At 62.4% G+C, this 18,114-nt stretch carries 16 protein-coding genes and 1 other RNA gene; 4 read left to right on the top strand and 13 right to left on the bottom strand.

Features of this window, described 5'->3' with window-relative positions; translation table 11 throughout:
• Positions 1 to 33 precede the first annotated feature (33 nt).
• From ABMA32_RS11370 to ABMA32_RS11345, 6 genes are all read right to left on the bottom strand, one after another.
• On the bottom strand, positions 34 to 1,410 hold the full coding sequence (locus tag ABMA32_RS11370; protein WP_349013870.1) for a DUF2778 domain-containing protein: 1,377 nt from the start codon (positions 1,408 to 1,410) through the stop codon (positions 34 to 36).
• Between the two features lie 280 nt (positions 1,411 to 1,690).
• Entirely contained in the window at positions 1,691 to 4,246 is a 2,556-nt protein-coding gene (locus ABMA32_RS11365; RefSeq protein WP_349013869.1) for an ATP-dependent helicase, read from the bottom strand.
• A 131-nt stretch (positions 4,247 to 4,377) separates the two neighbouring features.
• Positions 4,378 to 4,932 carry an OmpA family protein gene (locus ABMA32_RS11360; RefSeq protein ID WP_349013868.1) on the bottom strand — a complete coding sequence of 185 codons (555 nt, stop codon included), beginning with the start codon at positions 4,930 to 4,932 and terminating at the stop codon, positions 4,378 to 4,380.
• A complete protein-coding gene (locus tag ABMA32_RS11355) occupies positions 4,929 to 5,606 on the bottom strand; it encodes a L,D-transpeptidase (protein WP_349013867.1) in 678 nt (225 codons plus the stop codon). The genes ABMA32_RS11360 and ABMA32_RS11355 overlap by 4 nt, the downstream gene beginning before the upstream one ends.
• A 117-nt stretch (positions 5,607 to 5,723) precedes the next feature.
• Positions 5,724 to 5,924 (bottom strand): hypothetical protein, encoded by a 201-nt coding sequence (locus ABMA32_RS11350; protein ID WP_292764333.1) that lies wholly within the window; start codon positions 5,922 to 5,924, stop codon positions 5,724 to 5,726.
• A gap of 171 nt (positions 5,925 to 6,095) precedes the next feature.
• Complete coding sequence (locus ABMA32_RS11345; RefSeq protein ID WP_349014721.1) at positions 6,096 to 6,578, bottom strand: thioesterase family protein; 483 nt, start codon at positions 6,576 to 6,578, stop codon at positions 6,096 to 6,098.
• Between the two features lie 99 nt (positions 6,579 to 6,677).
• Here ABMA32_RS11345 and ABMA32_RS11340 point away from each other — a divergent pair, with 99 nt between their 5' ends.
• Both ABMA32_RS11340 and ABMA32_RS11335 read left to right on the top strand, forming a co-directional pair.
• Entirely contained in the window at positions 6,678 to 8,099 is a 1,422-nt protein-coding gene (locus ABMA32_RS11340) for an FAD-binding oxidoreductase (protein ID WP_349013866.1), read from the top strand.
• A gap of 80 nt (positions 8,100 to 8,179) precedes the next feature.
• A complete protein-coding gene (locus ABMA32_RS11335; RefSeq protein ID WP_349013865.1) occupies positions 8,180 to 12,253 on the top strand; it encodes an AsmA family protein in 4,074 nt (1,357 codons plus the stop codon).
• 5 nt (positions 12,254 to 12,258) lie between these two features.
• Here the strand turns inward: ABMA32_RS11335 and ABMA32_RS11330 are convergent, their stop codons facing one another.
• From ABMA32_RS11330 to ABMA32_RS11310, 5 genes are all read right to left on the bottom strand, one after another.
• The gene (locus ABMA32_RS11330; RefSeq protein ID WP_349013864.1) at positions 12,259 to 12,516 is read right to left on the bottom strand and encodes a ribbon-helix-helix domain-containing protein; all 258 of its coding nucleotides are present in this window, start codon (positions 12,514 to 12,516) and stop codon (positions 12,259 to 12,261) included.
• Positions 12,513 to 12,707: a DUF4169 family protein gene (locus tag ABMA32_RS11325; RefSeq protein ID WP_349013863.1), complete on the bottom strand. Its 195-nt coding sequence runs from the start codon at positions 12,705 to 12,707 to the stop codon at positions 12,513 to 12,515. The genes ABMA32_RS11330 and ABMA32_RS11325 overlap by 4 nt, the downstream gene beginning before the upstream one ends.
• Positions 12,708 to 12,717: 10 nt before the next feature.
• Positions 12,718 to 13,266, bottom strand: coding sequence for an SspB family protein (locus ABMA32_RS11320; protein WP_349013862.1), 549 nt, complete (start codon positions 13,264 to 13,266; stop codon positions 12,718 to 12,720).
• 76 nt (positions 13,267 to 13,342) lie between these two features.
• Positions 13,343 to 14,038, bottom strand: a complete 696-nt coding sequence (locus ABMA32_RS11315; protein ID WP_349013861.1) for a hypothetical protein — start codon at positions 14,036 to 14,038, stop codon at positions 13,343 to 13,345.
• A gap of 82 nt (positions 14,039 to 14,120) precedes the next feature.
• Positions 14,121 to 14,768 (bottom strand): TetR/AcrR family transcriptional regulator, encoded by a 648-nt coding sequence (locus ABMA32_RS11310; RefSeq protein WP_349013860.1) that lies wholly within the window; start codon positions 14,766 to 14,768, stop codon positions 14,121 to 14,123.
• 163 nt (positions 14,769 to 14,931) lie between these two features.
• On the opposite strand from ABMA32_RS11310, the gene ABMA32_RS11305 reads away from it, so the two are divergent.
• A complete protein-coding gene (locus ABMA32_RS11305) occupies positions 14,932 to 16,140 on the top strand; it encodes a multidrug effflux MFS transporter (RefSeq protein WP_349013859.1) in 1,209 nt (402 codons plus the stop codon).
• 11 nt (positions 16,141 to 16,151) lie between these two features.
• Here ABMA32_RS11305 and ABMA32_RS11300 read toward each other — a convergent pair whose 3' ends face one another.
• Together ABMA32_RS11300 and ssrA are read right to left on the bottom strand one after the other, a co-directional pair.
• On the bottom strand, positions 16,152 to 16,697 hold the full coding sequence (locus tag ABMA32_RS11300) for an AAA family ATPase (protein ID WP_349013858.1): 546 nt from the start codon (positions 16,695 to 16,697) through the stop codon (positions 16,152 to 16,154).
• A 64-nt stretch (positions 16,698 to 16,761) separates the two neighbouring features.
• Positions 16,762 to 17,117, bottom strand: a transfer-messenger RNA (tmRNA) gene (ssrA, locus tag ABMA32_RS11295).
• Positions 17,118 to 17,217: 100 nt separating this feature from the next.
• Here ssrA and folD point away from each other — a divergent pair.
• Positions 17,218 to 18,081, top strand: a complete 864-nt coding sequence (gene folD, locus ABMA32_RS11290) for a bifunctional methylenetetrahydrofolate dehydrogenase/methenyltetrahydrofolate cyclohydrolase FolD (RefSeq protein ID WP_349013857.1) — start codon at positions 17,218 to 17,220, stop codon at positions 18,079 to 18,081.
• Positions 18,082 to 18,114 lie beyond the last annotated feature (33 nt).

Genomic DNA, 18,114 nt, shown 5'->3' with positions numbered 1-18,114 from the left:
GACAAACCTCGATCTGCCAAAGCGCTTGGAAGATTAGGTGTCGCGACCGTTCGAGACGAGCTGGACCTTCGGCATCTTCGAAAGGCTGGGCACCACGATGATGTGGGTGACCTTGCCCTGCTTGAAGGCCTTCAGGAAACGGTTGTAGTCCTTGAAGGCGACGCAGCCGTGGGACTCCGCGCGTCCGCCGCGTAGAAGGTAGGAATGTGCGAGTATGCCGTCTCGGCCATGCATCGTTTCCTTGCCGATCGGCGTCATGCGGACCGCCTCAACGCCATGGAAGCGCTTCTCGCGCATCGACAGCTTGTAGGTGTTCGGCGGCGTCGGACCGTTCATCTTGACGTGAACGAATTTCGGATTGTCCGCCATCTTGCCAATGCCCGAATGAGCTTCGAGCTTGGTGCCGTCGGGCATGTGAACCACGGCCGCGGAGATGTCGTAGATCGCCACGCCCTTGCCTGCCTTCGGCGTGTTGAACAGGTTCTTGAACGCGCCGACCGCCGGCTTGTCGGGCCGGGCGAATGCCATCATCTGCTGGGAGTCTTCCCGATCGGAATTGCGAAGCTTGCGCTTCGGCGCGGCGGGCTCCTCGACGACTTCCGCAGGCTCTCGCTTCGGCTTTGCCGTATCCCTGGCCGTGTCCTTCGCGGGCTTTATGGATGGCCTCGCCGGCGGCGCTTCTACGCTGTCAGGCATATCTTCGGCCGACATGCCGATATAGGCGTCGGTATCGACAGGGTCGAGGTCGAGGGACGCCAGCGCAAGCTGCATCGGTTCAATCGGACCTGCCTCCGTGGAAGCGTATGCGAGTTCGACATTCAGGCCGGTCTGGCCGAGTGCAATCGTGGAGAAAGGATCGGCGGCTTCTTCAGCGTCCTGCTTGAATTCAGAGGCCTGCGCCAGCCCGAGAAAACGCTCGGCGCTCGGCATCGCGAGCATGTCCACGTCTGCCACCGCCTCTTGTTCGAGAGACGCGATCTCCATGCCGGCTCCCGCAAACGCCGTCAGCAGCTTTTCGCGGGACAGCTTCGCTTCGAGGACGACCCTCGCGAAGGGATCTTCCGCAGCCTTCGGCGGCGAAGGTTCCTGCGCTTCGGGAATCGAACGGGTAAAATGCTCCTTCGGTTGTGCCTGACCGACGGCAGCGAGCAGGGTGGTCTTGCCTGTCGCGGACTGCTTTTCGATCCGCAGCTTGGGCTGGAGGAACAGGCTGGCCTGCTCGAAACCGCCGGCGCGCGAGATGGTGCCTGCGGCGTGCAGGCTGGCGACGGTCGCAGCCGACCAGCCGATCACCGCGATGCCGATGCAGGGAACGGCAACCCAACGCAACGTATTCAGCAGAATGGCCGGGAAGCGGCCGGAACCGACTTGCGGATGGTTGTCCCCCATCCCGTCACGCAGATACGCCATGCAACCCGTCTCTCTCAACGCATACCGGGCGCGGCCTGACAGACCACACCATCGACATGGGAAGGCGCAGCCTGGATGGCCGACGCCGGCTCACTGCCGACAGCGTGAATTGTGGACAAAGATGGTTAACCAACCCTTTGTCTCGTCCCCGATAGTGCGGGCTAAGCCCGTCTGATGTTGTTCGCGAGCGGATCGCGACCCCTAACCCCAAGGGATTGGTGTCAACGAATCAAGGATTTTTTGCGACGCAATCGTGGCGTGCTGGCGGTGGAGACGGAAGTCACGCCGCCTGGACGAACCCGTCCAGCACTTTCTTCTGGCCGGCCTTGTCGAAATTTACGGTTAGCTTGTTGCCTTCGACCGCGGCGACATTGCCGTTGCCGAACTTCTGGTGAAAGACGCGGTCGCCGATCTTGAAGGGGGAGGGCGTGTCCGACACGGACTTGGCGACGAGTTCGCCGTCGATCGTGCGCGATTTCACCGAGGTACGGCCAGCGCCGTAACCGCTGTCGGTTTCCCCATAGCCGATGCGCTCGACCTGATGGCCGGAGCGCGTGCCCCAGTTGCGGTCCGTCGATTCATTGCGGTTGGCCTGCGCGCGGGCCCAGCCGGGCGTGGCGTAGGTGTTCGAGAAGGCGCCGCCGCCGCTGCCGACATTGTCGAAACGCGACGCGCCGTAGGGGTTCTGCCGGCCGCCTCCGCGCCCGGCCGCGAAACCTCCGCCGCCATAGGGGTTGCCATAGCCGCCGTAGGAGTTGCCGGCCTCGGCCACTTCGACATGCGCTTCGGGCAGTTCATCGAGGAAGCGCGAAGGGATGGTGGATTGCCAGAGGCCGTGGATGCGCCGGTTCGAGACGAACCATATGTGAAGGTGCTTCTTGGCGCGCGTCAGGCCGACATAGGCGAGGCGGCGCTCCTCCTCCAGACCGGAACGGCCGCCTTCATCGAGTGCGCGCTGGTGCGGAAAAAGGCCTTCTTCCCAGCCGGGGAGGAAGACGGTGTCGAATTCGAGCCCCTTGGCCGAGTGCAGTGTCATGATGTTGACGGCGTCGAGCTCGGCGTTCTGCTCGGCGTCCATGACCAGCGCGACGTGTTCGAGGAACGAGCGCATCGACTCGTATTCCTCTATAGAGCGGATGAGTTCCTTGAGGTTTTCGAGCCGGCCCGGCGCTTCGGCCGAACGGTCGTTCTTCCACATGTCGGTATAGCCGGACTCCTCGAGGATCGTCTCCGCGAGTTCGGTGTGTGGGGTGCTTTCGAGCGCGGCCTGCCAGCGGGCGAAATTGGCGGCGACCTCGCGCAAAGCCGCGCGGGGCTTTGGTTTCAGCTCGTCGCTTTCGGCAAGGATTCCGGCGGCGGCCAGCATGGGTACGCCGAGGCCGCGCGCCGTGTCGTGAATCTGGCGGATCGTCGCTTCGCCAAGACCACGCTTGGGAACGTTGACAATGCGCTCGAAAGCGAGGTCGTCCGCGCCCTGAGCCACGACCCGGAAAAAGGCCATTGCGTCGCGAATTTCCTGCCGCTCGTAGAAGCGCGGGCCGCCGATGACGCGGTAGTTCAAACCGATCTCGATGAAACGGTCTTCGAAGGAGCGCGTCTGGAACGAGGCGCGCACAAGGATCGCCATGTCGTTCAGGTTGTGGCCGCGTCGCTGCGCCTGCTCGATCTCCTCGCCAACGGCTCGCGCTTCTTCGTCCGAGTCCCAGGCGGCGTGCACCATGACCTTGCCGTCTTCGGGCTCGTTGCGGTCGGTGAAGAGCGTCTTGCCGAAACGACCCTCATTGTGGGCAATGAGATGGGAGGCTGCGCCGAGGATATGCGCGGTCGAACGGTAGTTGCGCTCCAGCCGGATGATGGTCGCGCCCGGAAAATCCTTGTCGAAGCGCAGGATGTTGTCGACCTCCGCTCCGCGCCAGCCGTAGATCGACTGATCGTCGTCGCCCACGCAGCAGATGTTGACGGGTTCGCCAGTGGGGCGCTGCGCCAGCAGGCGCAGCCATAGATATTGGGCCGTGTTGGTATCCTGATACTCGTCGACGAGGATGTAGCGGAATTTGCGGTGGTATTCCTTCAGCACATCCGGGTTTTCCCGGAAGATCCTGATCGGATGGCATAAAAGGTCGCCGAAGTCGCATGCGTTCAGGGTCTTCAGCCGTTCCTGATAGGCGCGGAAGAGTTCGCGGCCCTTGCCGTTGGCGAAGCTGCGCGCATCGCCTTCCGGAATCTGGTCCGGGCCGAGGCCCTTGTTCTTCCAGCCGTCGATCATCATCGCGAACTGACGCGGCGGCCAGCGCTTGTCGTCGAGGTTTTCGGCTTGGATGAGTTGCTTCAGCAGTCGGATCACGTCGTCTGTGTCGAGTATGGTGAAGTCGCCTTTCAGCCCCGCCATTTCGGCATGACGGCGCAACAACTTGACGCCGATGGAGTGGAAGGTGCCTAGCCAGGGCATGCCCTCGACGTTCTCCTCGCCGATCAGCATGCCGATGCGGTGCTTCATCTCGCGCGCCGCCTTGTTGGTGAAGGTGACGGCGAGAATCTGCGACGGATAGGCCCTACCGGTAGCGAGGATATGGGCGATGCGGGTGGTCAGCACGCGCGTCTTGCCGGTGCCGGCGCCCGCAAGCACAAGCACCGGGCCTTCTGTCGTCTCGACGGCCAGTCGCTGTTCGGGATTCAGGCCTTTTAGGTAATCCAGAGGTTCTGGCCGGCCATGCCTCGCGGCCATAGCGCGCGCGGCAATTCCCGAAGGCTGGCGCGCGGGCGGGACATGCACGGCCTCGCGGCGATGAAACGGCTCCTCGTCGAAGAAGGGCATATCGTCGGGAAAGTCCACCATTTGTTCCGAATGTAGTGATTCGGGACCGAAAGACCAGAAGTGTTCAGGCTCAAGCCGGGATACCGTCCGCCGTCCGAAAAAGAAAAACGCGCCTGACGGCGCGTTTTTTGTGTCGGCTTAAGCCGGAAAAATCAGTCTTCGCGCTGCAGGCGCAAATTGGTGACGACGCGGCGATTCTGCACCTTGCAGGCGCGCTCCGAGCAGGATCGCACCTCGCGGTCCTTGCCGTAACCCTTGGCCCAGAGACGTCCGGGAGCTATGCCGCCGGCGATCATGTAGTTCATGACGGCGTCAGCGCGTTGCTGCGAAAGCTGCTGGTTGTTGCCGGGATCGTCGGCGAAGCCCTGCAGCTTGGCGAACCATTTGGGATATTTCTGCAGGAAAGCGATCTGGTTGTTGATCGTCGCCTTGGCCGTATCGTCCAGCGCCGCTGAACTCTGCGCGAAGTAGATGCGCCGGCCGGCCGTCAGGATAAAATCCTGCTCCGAGCCAGGCTGTACATTCTCGAATCCGGCGGCCACGTCGTCCGTATAGCCACCAGCCTGGTTCGGCAACGTATCAGACGGGTTGGATGGCGTGAGGCCGCCGCTGTCCGTTGTCGAACATGCGCTGGCGAACGCTAAAAGGCCGGCGAATACGCCGGCCTGTATGATTTTCGGAAACAATGTCATCAGATTCTTGCTCATCCGTTCTGAACGTCGTCGGCAGGAGGAGCACGATCCGCAATGTGCGGGAGAACCTGCACGGCGGTGCCGAGCGGGCAGCGCTGGTAGAGATCAATGACGTGTTCCGGGAACATGCGGATGCAGCCCGAGGAGACGTCCTTGCCGATGCTGCCCGGCTCAAGCGTTCCATGCAGGCGGTAGCCCGTGTCGCCGCCATCGAACAGGTAAAGTGCCCGGGCGCTGAGAGGATTGGTCGGTGCGCCGCCGTCCACGAATTCGGGAAGATTGGGCTGACGCTTGCGCATTTCCGGCGGAGGCGTCCATTTCGGCCACAACGCCTTGCGGTCGATATTGGCGCGACCAAACCATTGGAAGCCGTCGCGCCCGACACCGACGCCGTAACGGATGGCGGTACCGTTCTCCATGATCAGGTAAAGGAAATGATGGCGCGTATCGACGACGACGGTGCCTGCCGGCTCCGACGACTTATACTTCACCATCTGCTTGTGCCACTGCTTGTCGATAACGGCGAAGTTCGTCGTCTTGAACGTGACCCCGTTGTCGACTGCGGTTCCGGCGAACCAGGACGTCTTCTTTCCCGTCGTAGCCTTCTGGGCTGATGCGGGAAGTATGCCGGCTGCCCCGGCGACGACTGCCGTCGCGCCGAAGATTACTTCACGGCGGTTGAATTCCATGTGACCCCTCCACGATAGGTCTATACAAGCTCTATTAGTAGGTCGTGGTTAAGCATACAATAATGATGTTTTTCCGGCAACTTGGCCCAGACCTCAAAGTCGTGTGACCGACGTTCGTCAGCAGGGGACACCGCGACGGGAGCGGGCCTGCTTGATGATGGCCCGCCAGCGGATCATTTCCATGGGGATCGGCTGACGGTCGTCCGCGATCCTGTAGATCTCGTTGTTCAGGTTTTTCAGCGCGCGCCAGAAATCATAGTCGCTGATGCGCTGATCGTCGGCCAATCGATGCGCAACCGCGCCGATATCCTGTTTCATCAAGCCCCGCTTCGGCCCGGTCTGTTACCGGGCGCACACTGCGGGGGTGATTTCTGACGAGTCGAGCTTCGTTAGCAATCGCGGAGAAGTGTCATCCGCGCATTAACCGTTCATTAAGGTTAATTTTTCTGGCGACTGTTGCCGGTCCGCTATAGGGCGGGCAGGCGGCAGTCAGGCTTTCCGCTTGATGCCGATGGAGCGGCCAGCTCTTTCCGGCCGTGGCAAGGCAGCGTGGGCGGCGCGCATAGCCTCCATGTTAGCGAGGATGTCGGGCGGAAAAGGCGTGACCTTCGGCCCGGCCATGTCGACATGCAGGGTCAGGCTTTCCGAGGTGGCGGCAAGCCAGCCTTCCTCGTGGCGGATTTCCTGATAGGCGTGAAAGCGCTTCTCGTCATGGTCCAGCAACTGGAAGGTCACCGTGACCCTGTCGCCCAGGTGCAATTCCCTGACGTAGCAGACGTGAACCTCGGCGGTGTAGGTCGTGAGGCGTCGCTCCCGCGCGTAGGCTGCGCCAAGACCCACCAGTTCGGCCGCGTCGTCGCCGCCGCGATCGAAGATGACGTTGTAGTAGGCCATGTTCAGGTGGCCGTTATAGTCGATCCAGTCCTTTTCGACTTCGATGACGCGGGATACGAAGGGCGAGGCTATTTCGATCATTTCTAGTTCCTGAGCCGCTGGACAAGATGCGCGCGTGACACTACCCGTCCGTAACCTCACGACAAGCGCCGCGCTGTCCGAAAAGCGGAGGAATCAGTGGCTCTGAGCGACCTGAACATCGTCGAACGCAATGAGCCGGGCATCGCCGCCGTGCTGGGCATCCTGAAACAGCGTTTCGGCGAACGGTTCCAGACCGGGCAGGCAATCCGCGAGCAGCATGCACACACAACCACCTATATCCCGAACCAAGCTCCCGACGGCGTGGTGTTTCCCGACAGCGCCGCTGAGGTGCAGGAGGTCGTGCGCGCCTGCGCGGCGTATCGCGTGCCCGTCATCGCCTTCGGCGCCGGCACTTCGCTCGAAGGAGCAGTCAACGCGCCGGGCGGCGGCATTTCGGTCGACACGTCGCGGATGAACCGCATCATCGAGGTCAACCCGCAGGATCTGGACTGTATCGTGGAGCCGGGCGTGACCCGGCATCAGCTCAACGACTATCTGCGCGATACCGGCCTGTTCTTCCCGATCGATCCCGGCGCCAATGCGACGCTCGGCGGCATGGCCTCGACGCGGGCGTCCGGCACCAATGCGGTGCGCTACGGGACCATGCGCGAGAATGTCCTGTCGCTGGAAGCCGTGGTTGCGAACGGCAGCATCGTCCATACCGGCAAGCGGGCGCGCAAGAGTTCGGCAGGCTACGACCTGACACGGCTTTTCGTGGGCGCCGAGGGAACGCTCGGAATCATTACCTCGCTAACCCTGAAACTCGCCGGCATTCCACAGGCTATTTCCGGCGGTGTGTGCCCGTTCCCGACCCTCGAGCAGGCCAGCGAGGCTGTCATCGCGACCATCCAGATGGGCATACCGGTGGCGCGCATCGAACTGGTGAACGCACTTCAAATGCGCGCGTTCAAGAACTACTCCAAGCTCGACTATCCCGAGAGCCCTTGTCTGTTCGTGGAATTTCACGGCAGCGACGCAAGCGTTGCCGAGCAGGCAGAGTCGTTCGGCGAGATCGCGGCCGAATTCGGCGGCGGACCATTCATCTGGACCAGCGTTGCCGAGGAGCGCGCCAAGCTGTGGAAGGCGCGCCACGACGCCTACTGGGCGACGTTGACGCTGCGTCCGGGCGCGCGTGGTCTCTCGACCGACGTCTGCGTGCCCATCTCGCGGCTTGCCGAGTGCATCGCCGAAACCGAAGGCGATATCGCAGAGCTTGGTCTGATCGCGCCGATTGTCGGGCATGCCGGAGACGGCAATTTCCACACCATGATCCTTATGGATACGAATGATCCGAAGGAGATCGAACTGGCCGAGGAATTCTGTGCGCGCCTGAACGCGCGCGCCCAACGCATGGACGGTACCTGCACGGGCGAGCATGGGATAGGGCAGGGCAAGATCGGTTTCATCGAAGGCGAGTTGGGATCCAAAGGTGTCGATCTGATGCGATCGATCAAGACTGCGCTGGATCCGGACAACATTTTCAATCCAGGCAAGATCTGGCCGCAGCGCCGCTCCTGAAACTCTTTTGAAATCGCCACTTTATCGACACGCTGTAACGGTTAAACTGGCGCTGGTTTCAGGCACATCCTTCGGACCTAATGCTGGCACGACTGTTCGTGATCTTCGGGGGGCTTTTTGTGCTGGCGCTCACCGCGGCGCTGGTGGGGCCTTATTTTGTCGATTGGTCAAGCTATCGTGCCGATTTCGAGCGCGAGGCGAGCGCGATCCTTGGCCGCAAAGTGATCGTACACGGCGAAGCCGAGGCAACAATCCTTCCGTTTCCATCCGTTACCTTCTCCGACGTTGAAGTCGGCGGCGGACGCGGTGGTGAGCCGGCGATGACTGCCGAGACGTTTTCAATGGATGCCGAACTTGCGCCGTTGCTCAGCGGCGAGTTCCGGATTTTCGACATGCGGCTTGTGCGGCCGAAGGCTGTCATCGAGGTGGCTTCCGATGGGGCTATCGATTGGGCGGTCAGGCCGTCCACGCCTTTCGACGCAAGCCAGATTTCGATCGAAAAGCTGACCATCACCGAAGGGCAGGTCAGCATTCACCATGCGACAAGCGGCAGGATTCACCGGTTGACGGAGATCAACACGGAATTGTCCGCGAAATCGCTGGCAGGCCCCTGGCGGATGGCGGGAACGATGCGGGCCGACGGGTTGCGCTCGAACGTCGTCGTGAATGCCGGCCGGGTCAACAACGGCGCGATGCGGCTGCGTGTGCAGGTCGAGCCTGAGGTTCATCAGGTGTCTCTGGAGTTCGACGGTGACGTGCGGTTCGAGGAAGGCGCTTCGGCGCGATATGCCGGCGACTTCAGGCTGGCCTCGCGCCAGGCGGCGGAGGCTGACAAGGCCTCCGCGACGGCGGCGTCGGCGCAGGGGCCGGGCTTTCGGATCAAGGGCAAGTTTGACCTTGATAGCGAAAAGCTGGCCTTCGAGTCGTTCCGGTTCGAGACCGGACCGATCGACAATCCCTATTCGGCGGACGGCAGGGGTGCGATCGAATTCGGGGCGCAACCGCGTTTTGCGGTCACCCTCGACGGCGCGCAGGTGCGTTTCGACGAGGCGCTCGGAGACAATGCCGCTGCCGGTGGCCTGTCGTTGTCACAGCGGCTCGCGGCACTTCACGAGACGTTGCTCGATCTGCCGAAACCATCGATACCGGGTACGCTGGAGGTCAACCTGCCGGCGGTGGTGGCCGGCGACACGACCATCCGCGATGTCCGGCTCTCGGCGGAGCCTGCCGGTGAAGGCTGGACGCTGAAGGCACTCAACGCGACGCTGCCCGGGCGCACGACGCTCGAGGCGAACGGGCTGCTGAGGACAGAGGGGGAGTTCGGCTTCAAGGGCTCACTGCTTCTGGCAATCGGCCAGCCGTCCGGCTTTGCGTCCTGGGTCGCGCGCGATGTCGACGAGCCGATCCGTCGGCTGCCGTCCGCAGGTTTTCAGGCCAATGTCGATCTCACGCAGCAGCGGCAATCGTTCACCGATCTCGAACTTGCGCTGGGCAGCGTGGTCTTTCGGGGACAGGCGGCGCGCAGCCAGCCGGCGGACGCCCGTCCCTCAACGGTGTTGAAGCTTGAAGGCGGTGCGCTGGATTTCGATGGCCTTGCCGCTTTCGCCTCGCTTTTCGTCAGCGATGTCGGCGTCAGCCGCTTTTCCGAGGGCGATCTCGACCTGCAGGTCAAGGCTGGGCCGGTCGATGCAACAGGGCTCACGGCACAATCGGTGGACGCGGCCGTCAGGTTGCGTGACGGGCTTCTTGAGATCGATAGGCTGTCGATCGTCGATCTTGCGGGCGCAACCGTCAGCGCCACAGGCACGATACGCGATTTCCCCGCCAATCCCTCGGGCAACATTGACGCCTCGCTTGTCGCCGTCGACCTGTCGCCACTGATCGCCGAGGCCTCCGAGCGGTTCCCGAACAGTGTTGCGGTCCAGGCGCTGCAGGCGCGGGCTTTGGCATATCGGGGCTTGTTCGAAGATGCCAGACTGGACCTTGTGGCCACGGCGGCTGCGAATGGAGACGGAAGTACCGGCGCGGCGATCAGCGCGCAGGGAAATATGGGTGGTACCGCTCTTTCGGCCACGCTGTCGGCCAAAGGTCAGTCGGACCGGATCGGAGATGCCGACATTTCCATCGCCGTTTCGGGCCGCAACGACGATGCGACCGAGCTGCTGGCGCTTTATGGCCTGCCTGTGCTGCCGCTTGGCGTTGTCGGCGCAGGCGAAACCGATTTTTCTCTGAAAGGCAGATTGTCGGGCGACATCGCGACCTCGATCGACATTCGCGCGGACGATTTCTCGGCCGGTTTTGCCGGAACCTCGCGGCTTGCCGACGCCGGAGCGGCGCTGAAGGGACAAGCCCGGATTAACGCGGCCGACATCGAGCCTTGGCTGATGACCTCGGGCGCGACGCTGCCGGCCATGGGCGCTGGAACGCCCGTCGAACTGGAAGCAAATGTCGATTTTGGGAACGGCGTGCTGGTTCTCGATGACCTGACCGGGACCGTAAACCAGGGTTCGGTCGCGGGCGCCCTGAATGTTTCCGCAAAGAATGGCAGGCCCGTGTTCTCTGGGCAGCTCACGCTTGACGAACTGAACCTCGAACCACTGGCGGCGATGGTGCTCGGCGAGGACGCACTGGAAAGCGCCGGCGAAGCCTGGTCCGCCGTACCTTTCGCACCCCGGGTGTCGGCGCCCTTCGAGCTCGATCTCGGCGTCGCAGCTGGAACGCTTACGGCCGGCCCGGGACTGACGGCCTACGACGCGAACGTGAGGCTCAAGCTGGACGACGAGGCGCTGCGGCTCACGGACCTGTCGGCGAAGCTTTTCGGTGGCGACGTCTCGGGTCTCTTCGAAATAAAGAACAATAGCGGCACCGGACTGCTTTCCGTCCAGATGCGCCTTGCCGGTGGGGACATCCCGGCGATCCTGGGCGACAACGCAGGTCTCGTTGGAAACGCGGACGCCTCGACCGCGCTATCGGCAAGCGGCAAGTCGATCGGCGGCTTGGCGTCAACGCTGTCCGGTTCGGGCACGGCTGCCTTTCGCGACCTCGTTGTGAATGGCGTCAATGCCGCTGCGTTTCCGGAATTGATCGCGAGGGCGGACCAGTTTGGCAAGGATATCGATGTCGCCCGCACGGCAAGCTTCGCGCCGGAGCTCGTATCCTCGGGCAAATTCACTGCCGATCCCGGTGAAGTGGCGTTTACAGTCGCAGCGGGCGTGTTGCGCGCTCCTCCGCTCGAATTGAAGAATGCTGCCGCGGAGATCGGCGTCAACCTTCAGTCGGATTTCAATACCGGTGAAGTGAATGCCAGCGGCGACATCGTCTATGATCCCGGCGTAGAGGCGCTGATCGGGTCGGAGCCTGCCGTGCGGTTCACGCTGACGGGTCCGCTCGCGACGACGACGAGCAGTTTCGACAGCGAACCGCTGGCGCAATTCCTGACGCAGCGCGCGCTGGAGATCGAGCAGGCGAGGGTCGAGGGCATGCAGTCCGCGCTGCTGGAGAAGCAGAGGCTGCGGCGCGAGGTTCGCTACTACGCTGCCCTGCAGGACGAGCACGACAAGGTCGTCGAGGAATGGCGAAAGCAACAAGAGGAGCTGCGCCGCGCGGAGGAAGAGGCGCGCCTGAAGGCGGAGGCCGAGGAACAGGCACGCCAGGCAGAGATCGAGAAGGCGCGTCTGCAGGCCGAGGAGCAGGCGCGCAAGGAGGCGGAAGAACGCGCGCGCCTAGCGGCAGAAGAGGCGGCGAAACAGGCGGCCGAAGCGGCGCGGCTCGAGGCGGAAGCGGCCGCGAAGGCCGAGGCTGAAGAGAAGGCGCGCCTTGAAGAAGCGGCTCGAGTACAGCGCGAGGCCGAGGAGAAGGCGCGGCTGGATGCCGAAACCGCACGCCGCGAAGCAGAGCGCGCTGCGCGGACTGAGGCCGAGACCCGTGCACGCATTGAGGCGGACGAGCGGGCTCGGATAGAGAGCGAACAGCAGGATGCTGCGCGCAGAGCGGCCGAAGAGCGGCGTGCCGCTGAAGCTGAAAGGGCGCAGAACGACACGTCGGCTACCGAGGAAGCGCCGCCGCGTCCGCGCGGCGACGTGGGCAAGCCTGCGCAACGCGAGACGCCGCCAAAGCAGGACGGTTTTTTCGAGATGCTGTTCGGTAGTCCCTGATAAAGTCAGTCGGTCGGCGGAGCGCTGTCGCTTCCGGACGAAACAATCGCTGTTCGCTGAGCCTCTCTAAGGACGAACACCCGTAGGGCGGATGACAGGTTCGCATCGCGCGGGCGTTCCTCGTCGATGGCCGCGATCAGCGCGGCGAGGGGCATACCGCGAGTCTCTGCGATCTTGCGCAATTCATCCAGGAAGGGCTGTTCGATCGAAAAGCTGGTGCGGTGACCGCGAATGGAGACTGAGTGCTTTCGGACAACGCTCACGGCTTGTTGAGGTCAGTCTGGTCGAGCCGATGCGCTTCGATGAATGCTTCAGCCTTGTTCTTCCTGGCAAGGTCGAGTTGTCGTTCCGCTTTCGACCTTCCGTGAAGCGTACGATTCTCGGCAGCAACCGCCTCCTTTTCCGCTCGCTCCTTGCGTTTGCGGGCGAGGCGGAGGTTGACGACATTCGACATCGAGGACGAGCTACTTCTTGCGGAAAGCGTCGAGAGATACGACGTCGGCGCTCTTGGCCGCAGGCGTCTCGGAGTCAGTGGACTCTTCCGCCGCCGGCTGTGCCGGCTTCTTCCTGGCATCGGACTTCTTGGCCGCCGCCGGCGTCTTGGCGACCTCCGCTGGAGGCTTGATGGTTTCGATTTCCGCTTCGGTTGCTGGTTCCGTCTTGACGTCGAATTCCAGCTCGAAATTGACCGACGGATCGTAGAACCCGCGCACCGCCGCGAACGGAATTTCCAATCGCTCCGGCACATCGGAGAAGGAGAGGCCGACCTCGAAGCCGGTGTCGGTGACCTTCAGATCCCAGTACTGAAACTGGATCACGATCGTCATTTGCTCAGGATATTTTTCGCGCAGACGCGGCGAAATGCGCACGCCGGGAGCACCTGTCAGGAAGGTGATGAAGAAGTGGTGGTTGCCGGGCAAGCCTGTCCGCGCGACCTCGGCCAGCACCTTGCGCATGACGCCGCGCAAGGCCTCCTGGGCCAGGATGTCGTAGCGGATATGGTCTTCGGCCATGCGGCGTGGCGCCTGTTGAATCGTGCAATAGCTGTAATGAAGCTTTGGCCCGGCGTAAACAAATTATGGTGGTGGTTCAAGTGCACGCAGCTTCCAGCGCCAGCCAGCCGACCAGCAGGCTCGCGCAGACCATCTCGCCGCCTTCCTCGATCACGGTCAGCACGTCGAGCGCGGGCGGATAGATTTCCCATGCCATGATGTGGAGCATGTCCACGCCAACCGCGAAGAAGGCAAAAAGCAGGACCCAGCCGATCAGCCATTTTGTGACATGTCTCTCGCGCTGCGCTGCCTGATCCGGCCAGAACAGATAGAGCGCCAGGGCAATTGCCGTTGCGACAGCCAACGCGACGATCAACTCGCCGAAGTCCTCGCCGCGCAGGAAGAAGTATTCGAAATTCCGGTGGTAGATTTCCTCGACATCCCGCAGGCGAAGCAGCGGGACGAGACGTTCACCCATGGCCTCGTGCAGCGACTGTGAATCGTCGATCAACAGGTAGAGGAACACGGCTGCCCAGACGGCGTAAATCGCCGCCCGTCTCCTCCAGGCGAGAATGAGCAGAAGCAGTACAGCCGCGCTCCATTTCAGATACTGAAAGGTTTCGCCATACCCATTGTCCGCTTCGATGTCCCAGACCCAGTCGTCCTCGAACCAGAGGATGTGAAGGCTGATCAGGACGACATCCGTCGCGAGCAGCAGGAGAAGCAGACAGATCGCCAACGTCCTGAGACGTGCGTGCCAGGTGTCATCCGGGATCGTCTGGTGCGCGGTCATGAGGCGCTCCGGTCTTTCGCTTTATCCGCTTAGCCTACGCAGCGGCCGCAAACCAAGAAAGGGGTACGAAATCTGAGGGGGCTCAGCGCTTGCCGTAGGCGCGCATGAAAGTCCTGATGGCGTTGGTCGCCGACTCCCGGATGCGGTCTTCTCCGAGTTTGTCCCCCAGCGCCATCGACACATGCAGGTCGGCATTGATGAGTGCTAGGAACTGGCGGGCGGCGACGTCGGGGTCGTCGATGTCGAGGTGGCCGGCATGGGCAAGGCGCGCGAAACGCGCGGCAAGTGCTGCCCACGTCTTGCTCGGGCCGTCCTCGCGCCAGCCGGTGAACAGTTCGGGGTAACGCTGGCCTTCCATCTCGATGAGCTTGCGCAGGAATTTGCCGTCGCCGCTGCAGATGCAGTTGCCATTGAGGCGGATGGCGAAGTCCACGAGTTCAGAATTAAGGTCGGCGGGCTGGTCGGGGAAGGTTGCCAGCGTGGCGAAAATTCCAGCGTTGGTACGCTCGGTCAGCGCACGCACGACAGCGATGAAAAGCTTTTCCTTGTCGCCGTGATGGTTGTACACGGTCTGCCGCGATACGCCTGCCTCGGCCGCGATCATGTCGATGTTCGCGCCTGCATAACCCTCGCGGCAGAAGACGTAAGTGGCAGCTTCGAGCACGGACATCCGTTTCGCCGCATGGCTGCGGGGCGGGAGCGTGTCAGGAGAAAGCTCGGTAAGCGTCATGAATGTCCATAGCGCGGATTGACGATTTGGACAATACTGTCTAAAAAAATGGACGATGGTACCGAGTGGTCGGAGGAGTCGGCTTGGTGCCTGATCAAACGTCCTTGGGGCGGCGGGCGGCCTGATAGAGACAGTGCCCGCGGAATTGCAAGGTTTGACTTCCATGACATCCGGATTCCTCCGCATCGCGATCGTGCTCGGCCTCGTGTCGGCCATCGGACCCTTCGCCATCGACATGTATCTGCCGGCGCTGCCGACCATCGGCGCGGATCTCGGCGCGAGCCCCATGGCCGTGCAGATGAGCCTCGTCGTCGTGTTCCTGTCCTTCGCCGTCGGCCCGATGGTGGTCGGACCGCTGGCCGACATGCATGGACGCAAGCCGGTGCTTTACGGCGGACTTATCGTGTTCGCGCTGGCGAGCATCGGCGCCGCGCTGGCGCCCAATGTCGAATGGCTGATTTTCTTCCGTCTGCTTCAGGGCCTCGGGTCGTCCACCGGCATGGTGGTGCCGCGCGCGGTCGTGCGTGACCTGCACACCGGCCCGGAGGCGACGAAGCTGATGTCGCTGCTGATGCTGGTGTTCAGCGTCTCGCCGATCCTGGCTCCGCTCACCGGCAGCTTCATCATCGAGGCCTTTGGCTGGCGCGCCGTCTTCTGGGCGGTGACGGTCGCGGCCGTCCTCGCCTTCTTCCTGCTGATGTTCGGGCTGGAGGAAACGCGACCGGCCGACCGGCGCGTCGGAAGCTCCTTCGGAGCGGCCTGGGCGGGATATCGCTTCCTGGCGCGCGATCGCAATTTCCTGGGCCTGTCGATGATCGGCGGCTTCGCTCTCTCCAGCTTCTTCGTCTATCTGGCGAATTCTTCCTTCGTCATCATCGACCACTATGGCCTCTCCCCGTCAGGCTACAGCATATTTTTCGCGCTCAACGCGATCTCGTTCTTCGGCGTTTCGCAGACGAGCGGCTGGCTGACGTCGAAATACGGGCTCACCCGCGTTGTCAGGCTTGCGGTGTTCGGGTTCGCCGGGGTCATCCTCGTCGGCTGGATCGCAATGGTAGTTGGTTTCGACTCGCTGCCGGTGCTCGCGGCCACGCTGTTTGTCGGCTACGGGTTGCTAGGTCTCGTCATCCCGACGACTTCAGTTCTTGCGATGGAGGATCATGGCGAGATCGCCGGGACGGCCGCGGCGCTGATGGGGACGCTGCATATGCTGACCGGCGTCATCGCCATGACTCTCTCGAGCTTCTTCGCCAATGGCGATCCGCTGCCGATGGTGACTGCCATCGCCATCTGTGCCGCGCTTGCTCTCATGTTGACGCTGTTGACCCTCAAAAGGGGAGGCGAGGCGGAAGCGCCTGTCCCGGCCGAATAAGGTTCGGGATATCAGACGGTCAGGGATATCAGAAATTCCGCGCGGTCGTTGACGCTGCCGCGCGGCAGTTCGAAAAGCCGATAACCCAGTTCGTCATAGGTTTCGGCCATGATCTCGTAGGTTCGCACGGCGACCTCCCAGCTTTGCCGTCGTTCCTCGTCCTTGCCGTAGATGTCTTTCCACGGCGGTGCGATGATTGCCTGCGGGTTGTAGCGGAGCCGCCAGGCATCTTCTTCCATGGCAGACGGGACGGGCAGGCCCTCAAGCCTGAGATAGCCGATGGTGTCGGGCAGGCCACGATCGAAGAACACCGGGCCCGATGTCCGTTCCGCCGAGCGGTAGGAGCGAAGCTCCCATTCGAACATGCGCTCCGCGAAACGCTCTGGGTCGATCCACGGCAGTGCGTCGCCGCCATGTTCAAGCTCCTCCCGGATGACGCCTCGTCCGGCCTCGTCGGTGGTCGCGTAGCCACGGCGCTGCATGGCTTCGATGAGCGTTGTCTTTCCGGAGCCCGGACCGCCGGTGAGGACGAAAAAGCGATCGTGATCTGTCTGCATGAAATGGCCTGCAAGCGCGTGGTTGCTGAACGCGGAAGCGGATTCGGTTGGGGAAGAAAGGGAAGGTGGAGGTTTCTGTTGCCAGGTACCTCCGAACCCCGCCTGCCGGTGCTAACCGACAGGGCTTAATTCGAGACTATCGCGCCGCATTAAGCAGCGAGACGTGCCTCAGCATAGTTGTCGTTGGCAACTATAAGTTTAGCCCGATAACGGCGGTACAATGCCGGGCAAAAGAACGATCTTTACACCTTCGTCGATCCTATTTCGCCCCCAGCAGAAGCCGCCCTTTATCGGCGGCTTGTGGTGGAGGCGCCGGGTACCGCCCCCGGGTCCGAACGGCTTATTACATCGCCTGTTTATCACCATAGTCAGCAAGCTGACGGCCCCAATATAGGGAGCCGCCGAACCAATTGAAAGCGCAAAACCGCTGTCTGCGTGCGGGACCGGCTGCGTCGACGTGGCTTCTTGTGTTTCAGCCTACGTCCCTGCATGTAGGAAAGAAATTTTAATGAGGTGAAACGTGCCGGCGAAAATCATCAGCGGCAACGCCGTTGCCAAAAGCATCCGAAACGATTGCAAGGAGCGCATCTCGGCGCTCGGCAGGCGCGCCGGCGTCGTGCCGGGTCTTGCCGTGGTGCTGGTCGGCGACAGCGCTCCCTCGCGCGTCTACGTCCGCAAGAAACTCCACGCCGCGCAGGAAGTCGGCATCGTCGCGCATCTGTTCGAATTTCCAAGCAACGTAGCGCCCGAAGCGGTGCTGGCAAAGATCGACGAACTCAACGCCGATCCACGCGTTCATGGGATTCTCGTGCAGCTTCCGCTGCCGCCGCAGTTCAGCATCTTTGAGGTGCTGCACCGGATTTCGCGCGACAAGGACGTCGATGGCTTCCATCTCTACAATGTCGGTGGCCTCGTGGTCGGCGACACGATCTTTCCGCCATGCACGCCGTTCGGCGTCATGAAGATCCTTGAGCATGAGAACATCCCGATCGAGGGGCAGAATGTCGTGATCGTCGGCGCGAGCAACATCGTGGGCAAGCCCATGGCGTTGATGATGATGCAGGCGGGCGCAACGGTGGCGGTCTGCCACGCCAAGACGCGCGACCTCGCACAGTTTACAATCCTTGCGGACATCCTCGTGGTGGCCGCCGGCGTGCCCGGTCTGATCCTGCCACAGATGGTCAAGACCGGATGTGTGGTTGTCGATGTCGGCATCAACCGGCTTGCCGATGGCCGCATCGTGGGTGACGTCGATTTCGAGGGCGTGGTGAAGAAGGCATCCTACATCACGCCGGTGCCGGGTGGCGTCGGGCCGATGACGGTGACGATGCTGCTCTCCAACACCATCACCGCGGCCGAAAAGAGCACGATGGCGCCGATCTGAGCCGCACACTTCCGCACTATCCCCGCAATACAC

The organism is Mesorhizobium quangtriensis (genome assembly GCF_040081925.1).
GTDB lineage: Bacteria > Pseudomonadota > Alphaproteobacteria > Rhizobiales > Rhizobiaceae > Mesorhizobium_K > Mesorhizobium_K quangtriensis.
This window is presented reverse-complemented; position numbering and strand designations above follow the sequence as displayed.

Coding starts and splice junctions, on each gene's coding strand:
- ABMA32_RS11370 (WP_349013870.1), bottom strand. CDS start 1,410: ATGGCGTATCTGCGTGACGGGATGGGGGACAACCATCCGCAAGTCGGT.
- ABMA32_RS11365 (WP_349013869.1), bottom strand. CDS start 4,246: ATGGTGGACTTTCCCGACGATATGCCCTTCTTCGACGAGGAGCCGTTT.
- ABMA32_RS11360 (WP_349013868.1), bottom strand. CDS start 4,932: ATGAGCAAGAATCTGATGACATTGTTTCCGAAAATCATACAGGCCGGC.
- ABMA32_RS11355 (WP_349013867.1), bottom strand. CDS start 5,606: ATGGAATTCAACCGCCGTGAAGTAATCTTCGGCGCGACGGCAGTCGTC.
- ABMA32_RS11350 (WP_292764333.1), bottom strand. CDS start 5,924: ATGAAACAGGATATCGGCGCGGTTGCGCATCGATTGGCCGACGATCAG.
- ABMA32_RS11335 (WP_349013865.1), top strand. CDS start 8,180: ATGCTGGCACGACTGTTCGTGATCTTCGGGGGGCTTTTTGTGCTGGCG.
- ABMA32_RS11325 (WP_349013863.1), bottom strand. CDS start 12,707: ATGTCGAATGTCGTCAACCTCCGCCTCGCCCGCAAACGCAAGGAGCGA.
- ABMA32_RS11320 (WP_349013862.1), bottom strand. CDS start 13,266: ATGGCCGAAGACCATATCCGCTACGACATCCTGGCCCAGGAGGCCTTG.
- ABMA32_RS11315 (WP_349013861.1), bottom strand. CDS start 14,038: ATGACCGCGCACCAGACGATCCCGGATGACACCTGGCACGCACGTCTC.
- ABMA32_RS11310 (WP_349013860.1), bottom strand. CDS start 14,768: ATGACGCTTACCGAGCTTTCTCCTGACACGCTCCCGCCCCGCAGCCAT.
- ABMA32_RS11305 (WP_349013859.1), top strand. CDS start 14,932: ATGACATCCGGATTCCTCCGCATCGCGATCGTGCTCGGCCTCGTGTCG.
- ABMA32_RS11300 (WP_349013858.1), bottom strand. CDS start 16,697: ATGCAGACAGATCACGATCGCTTTTTCGTCCTCACCGGCGGTCCGGGC.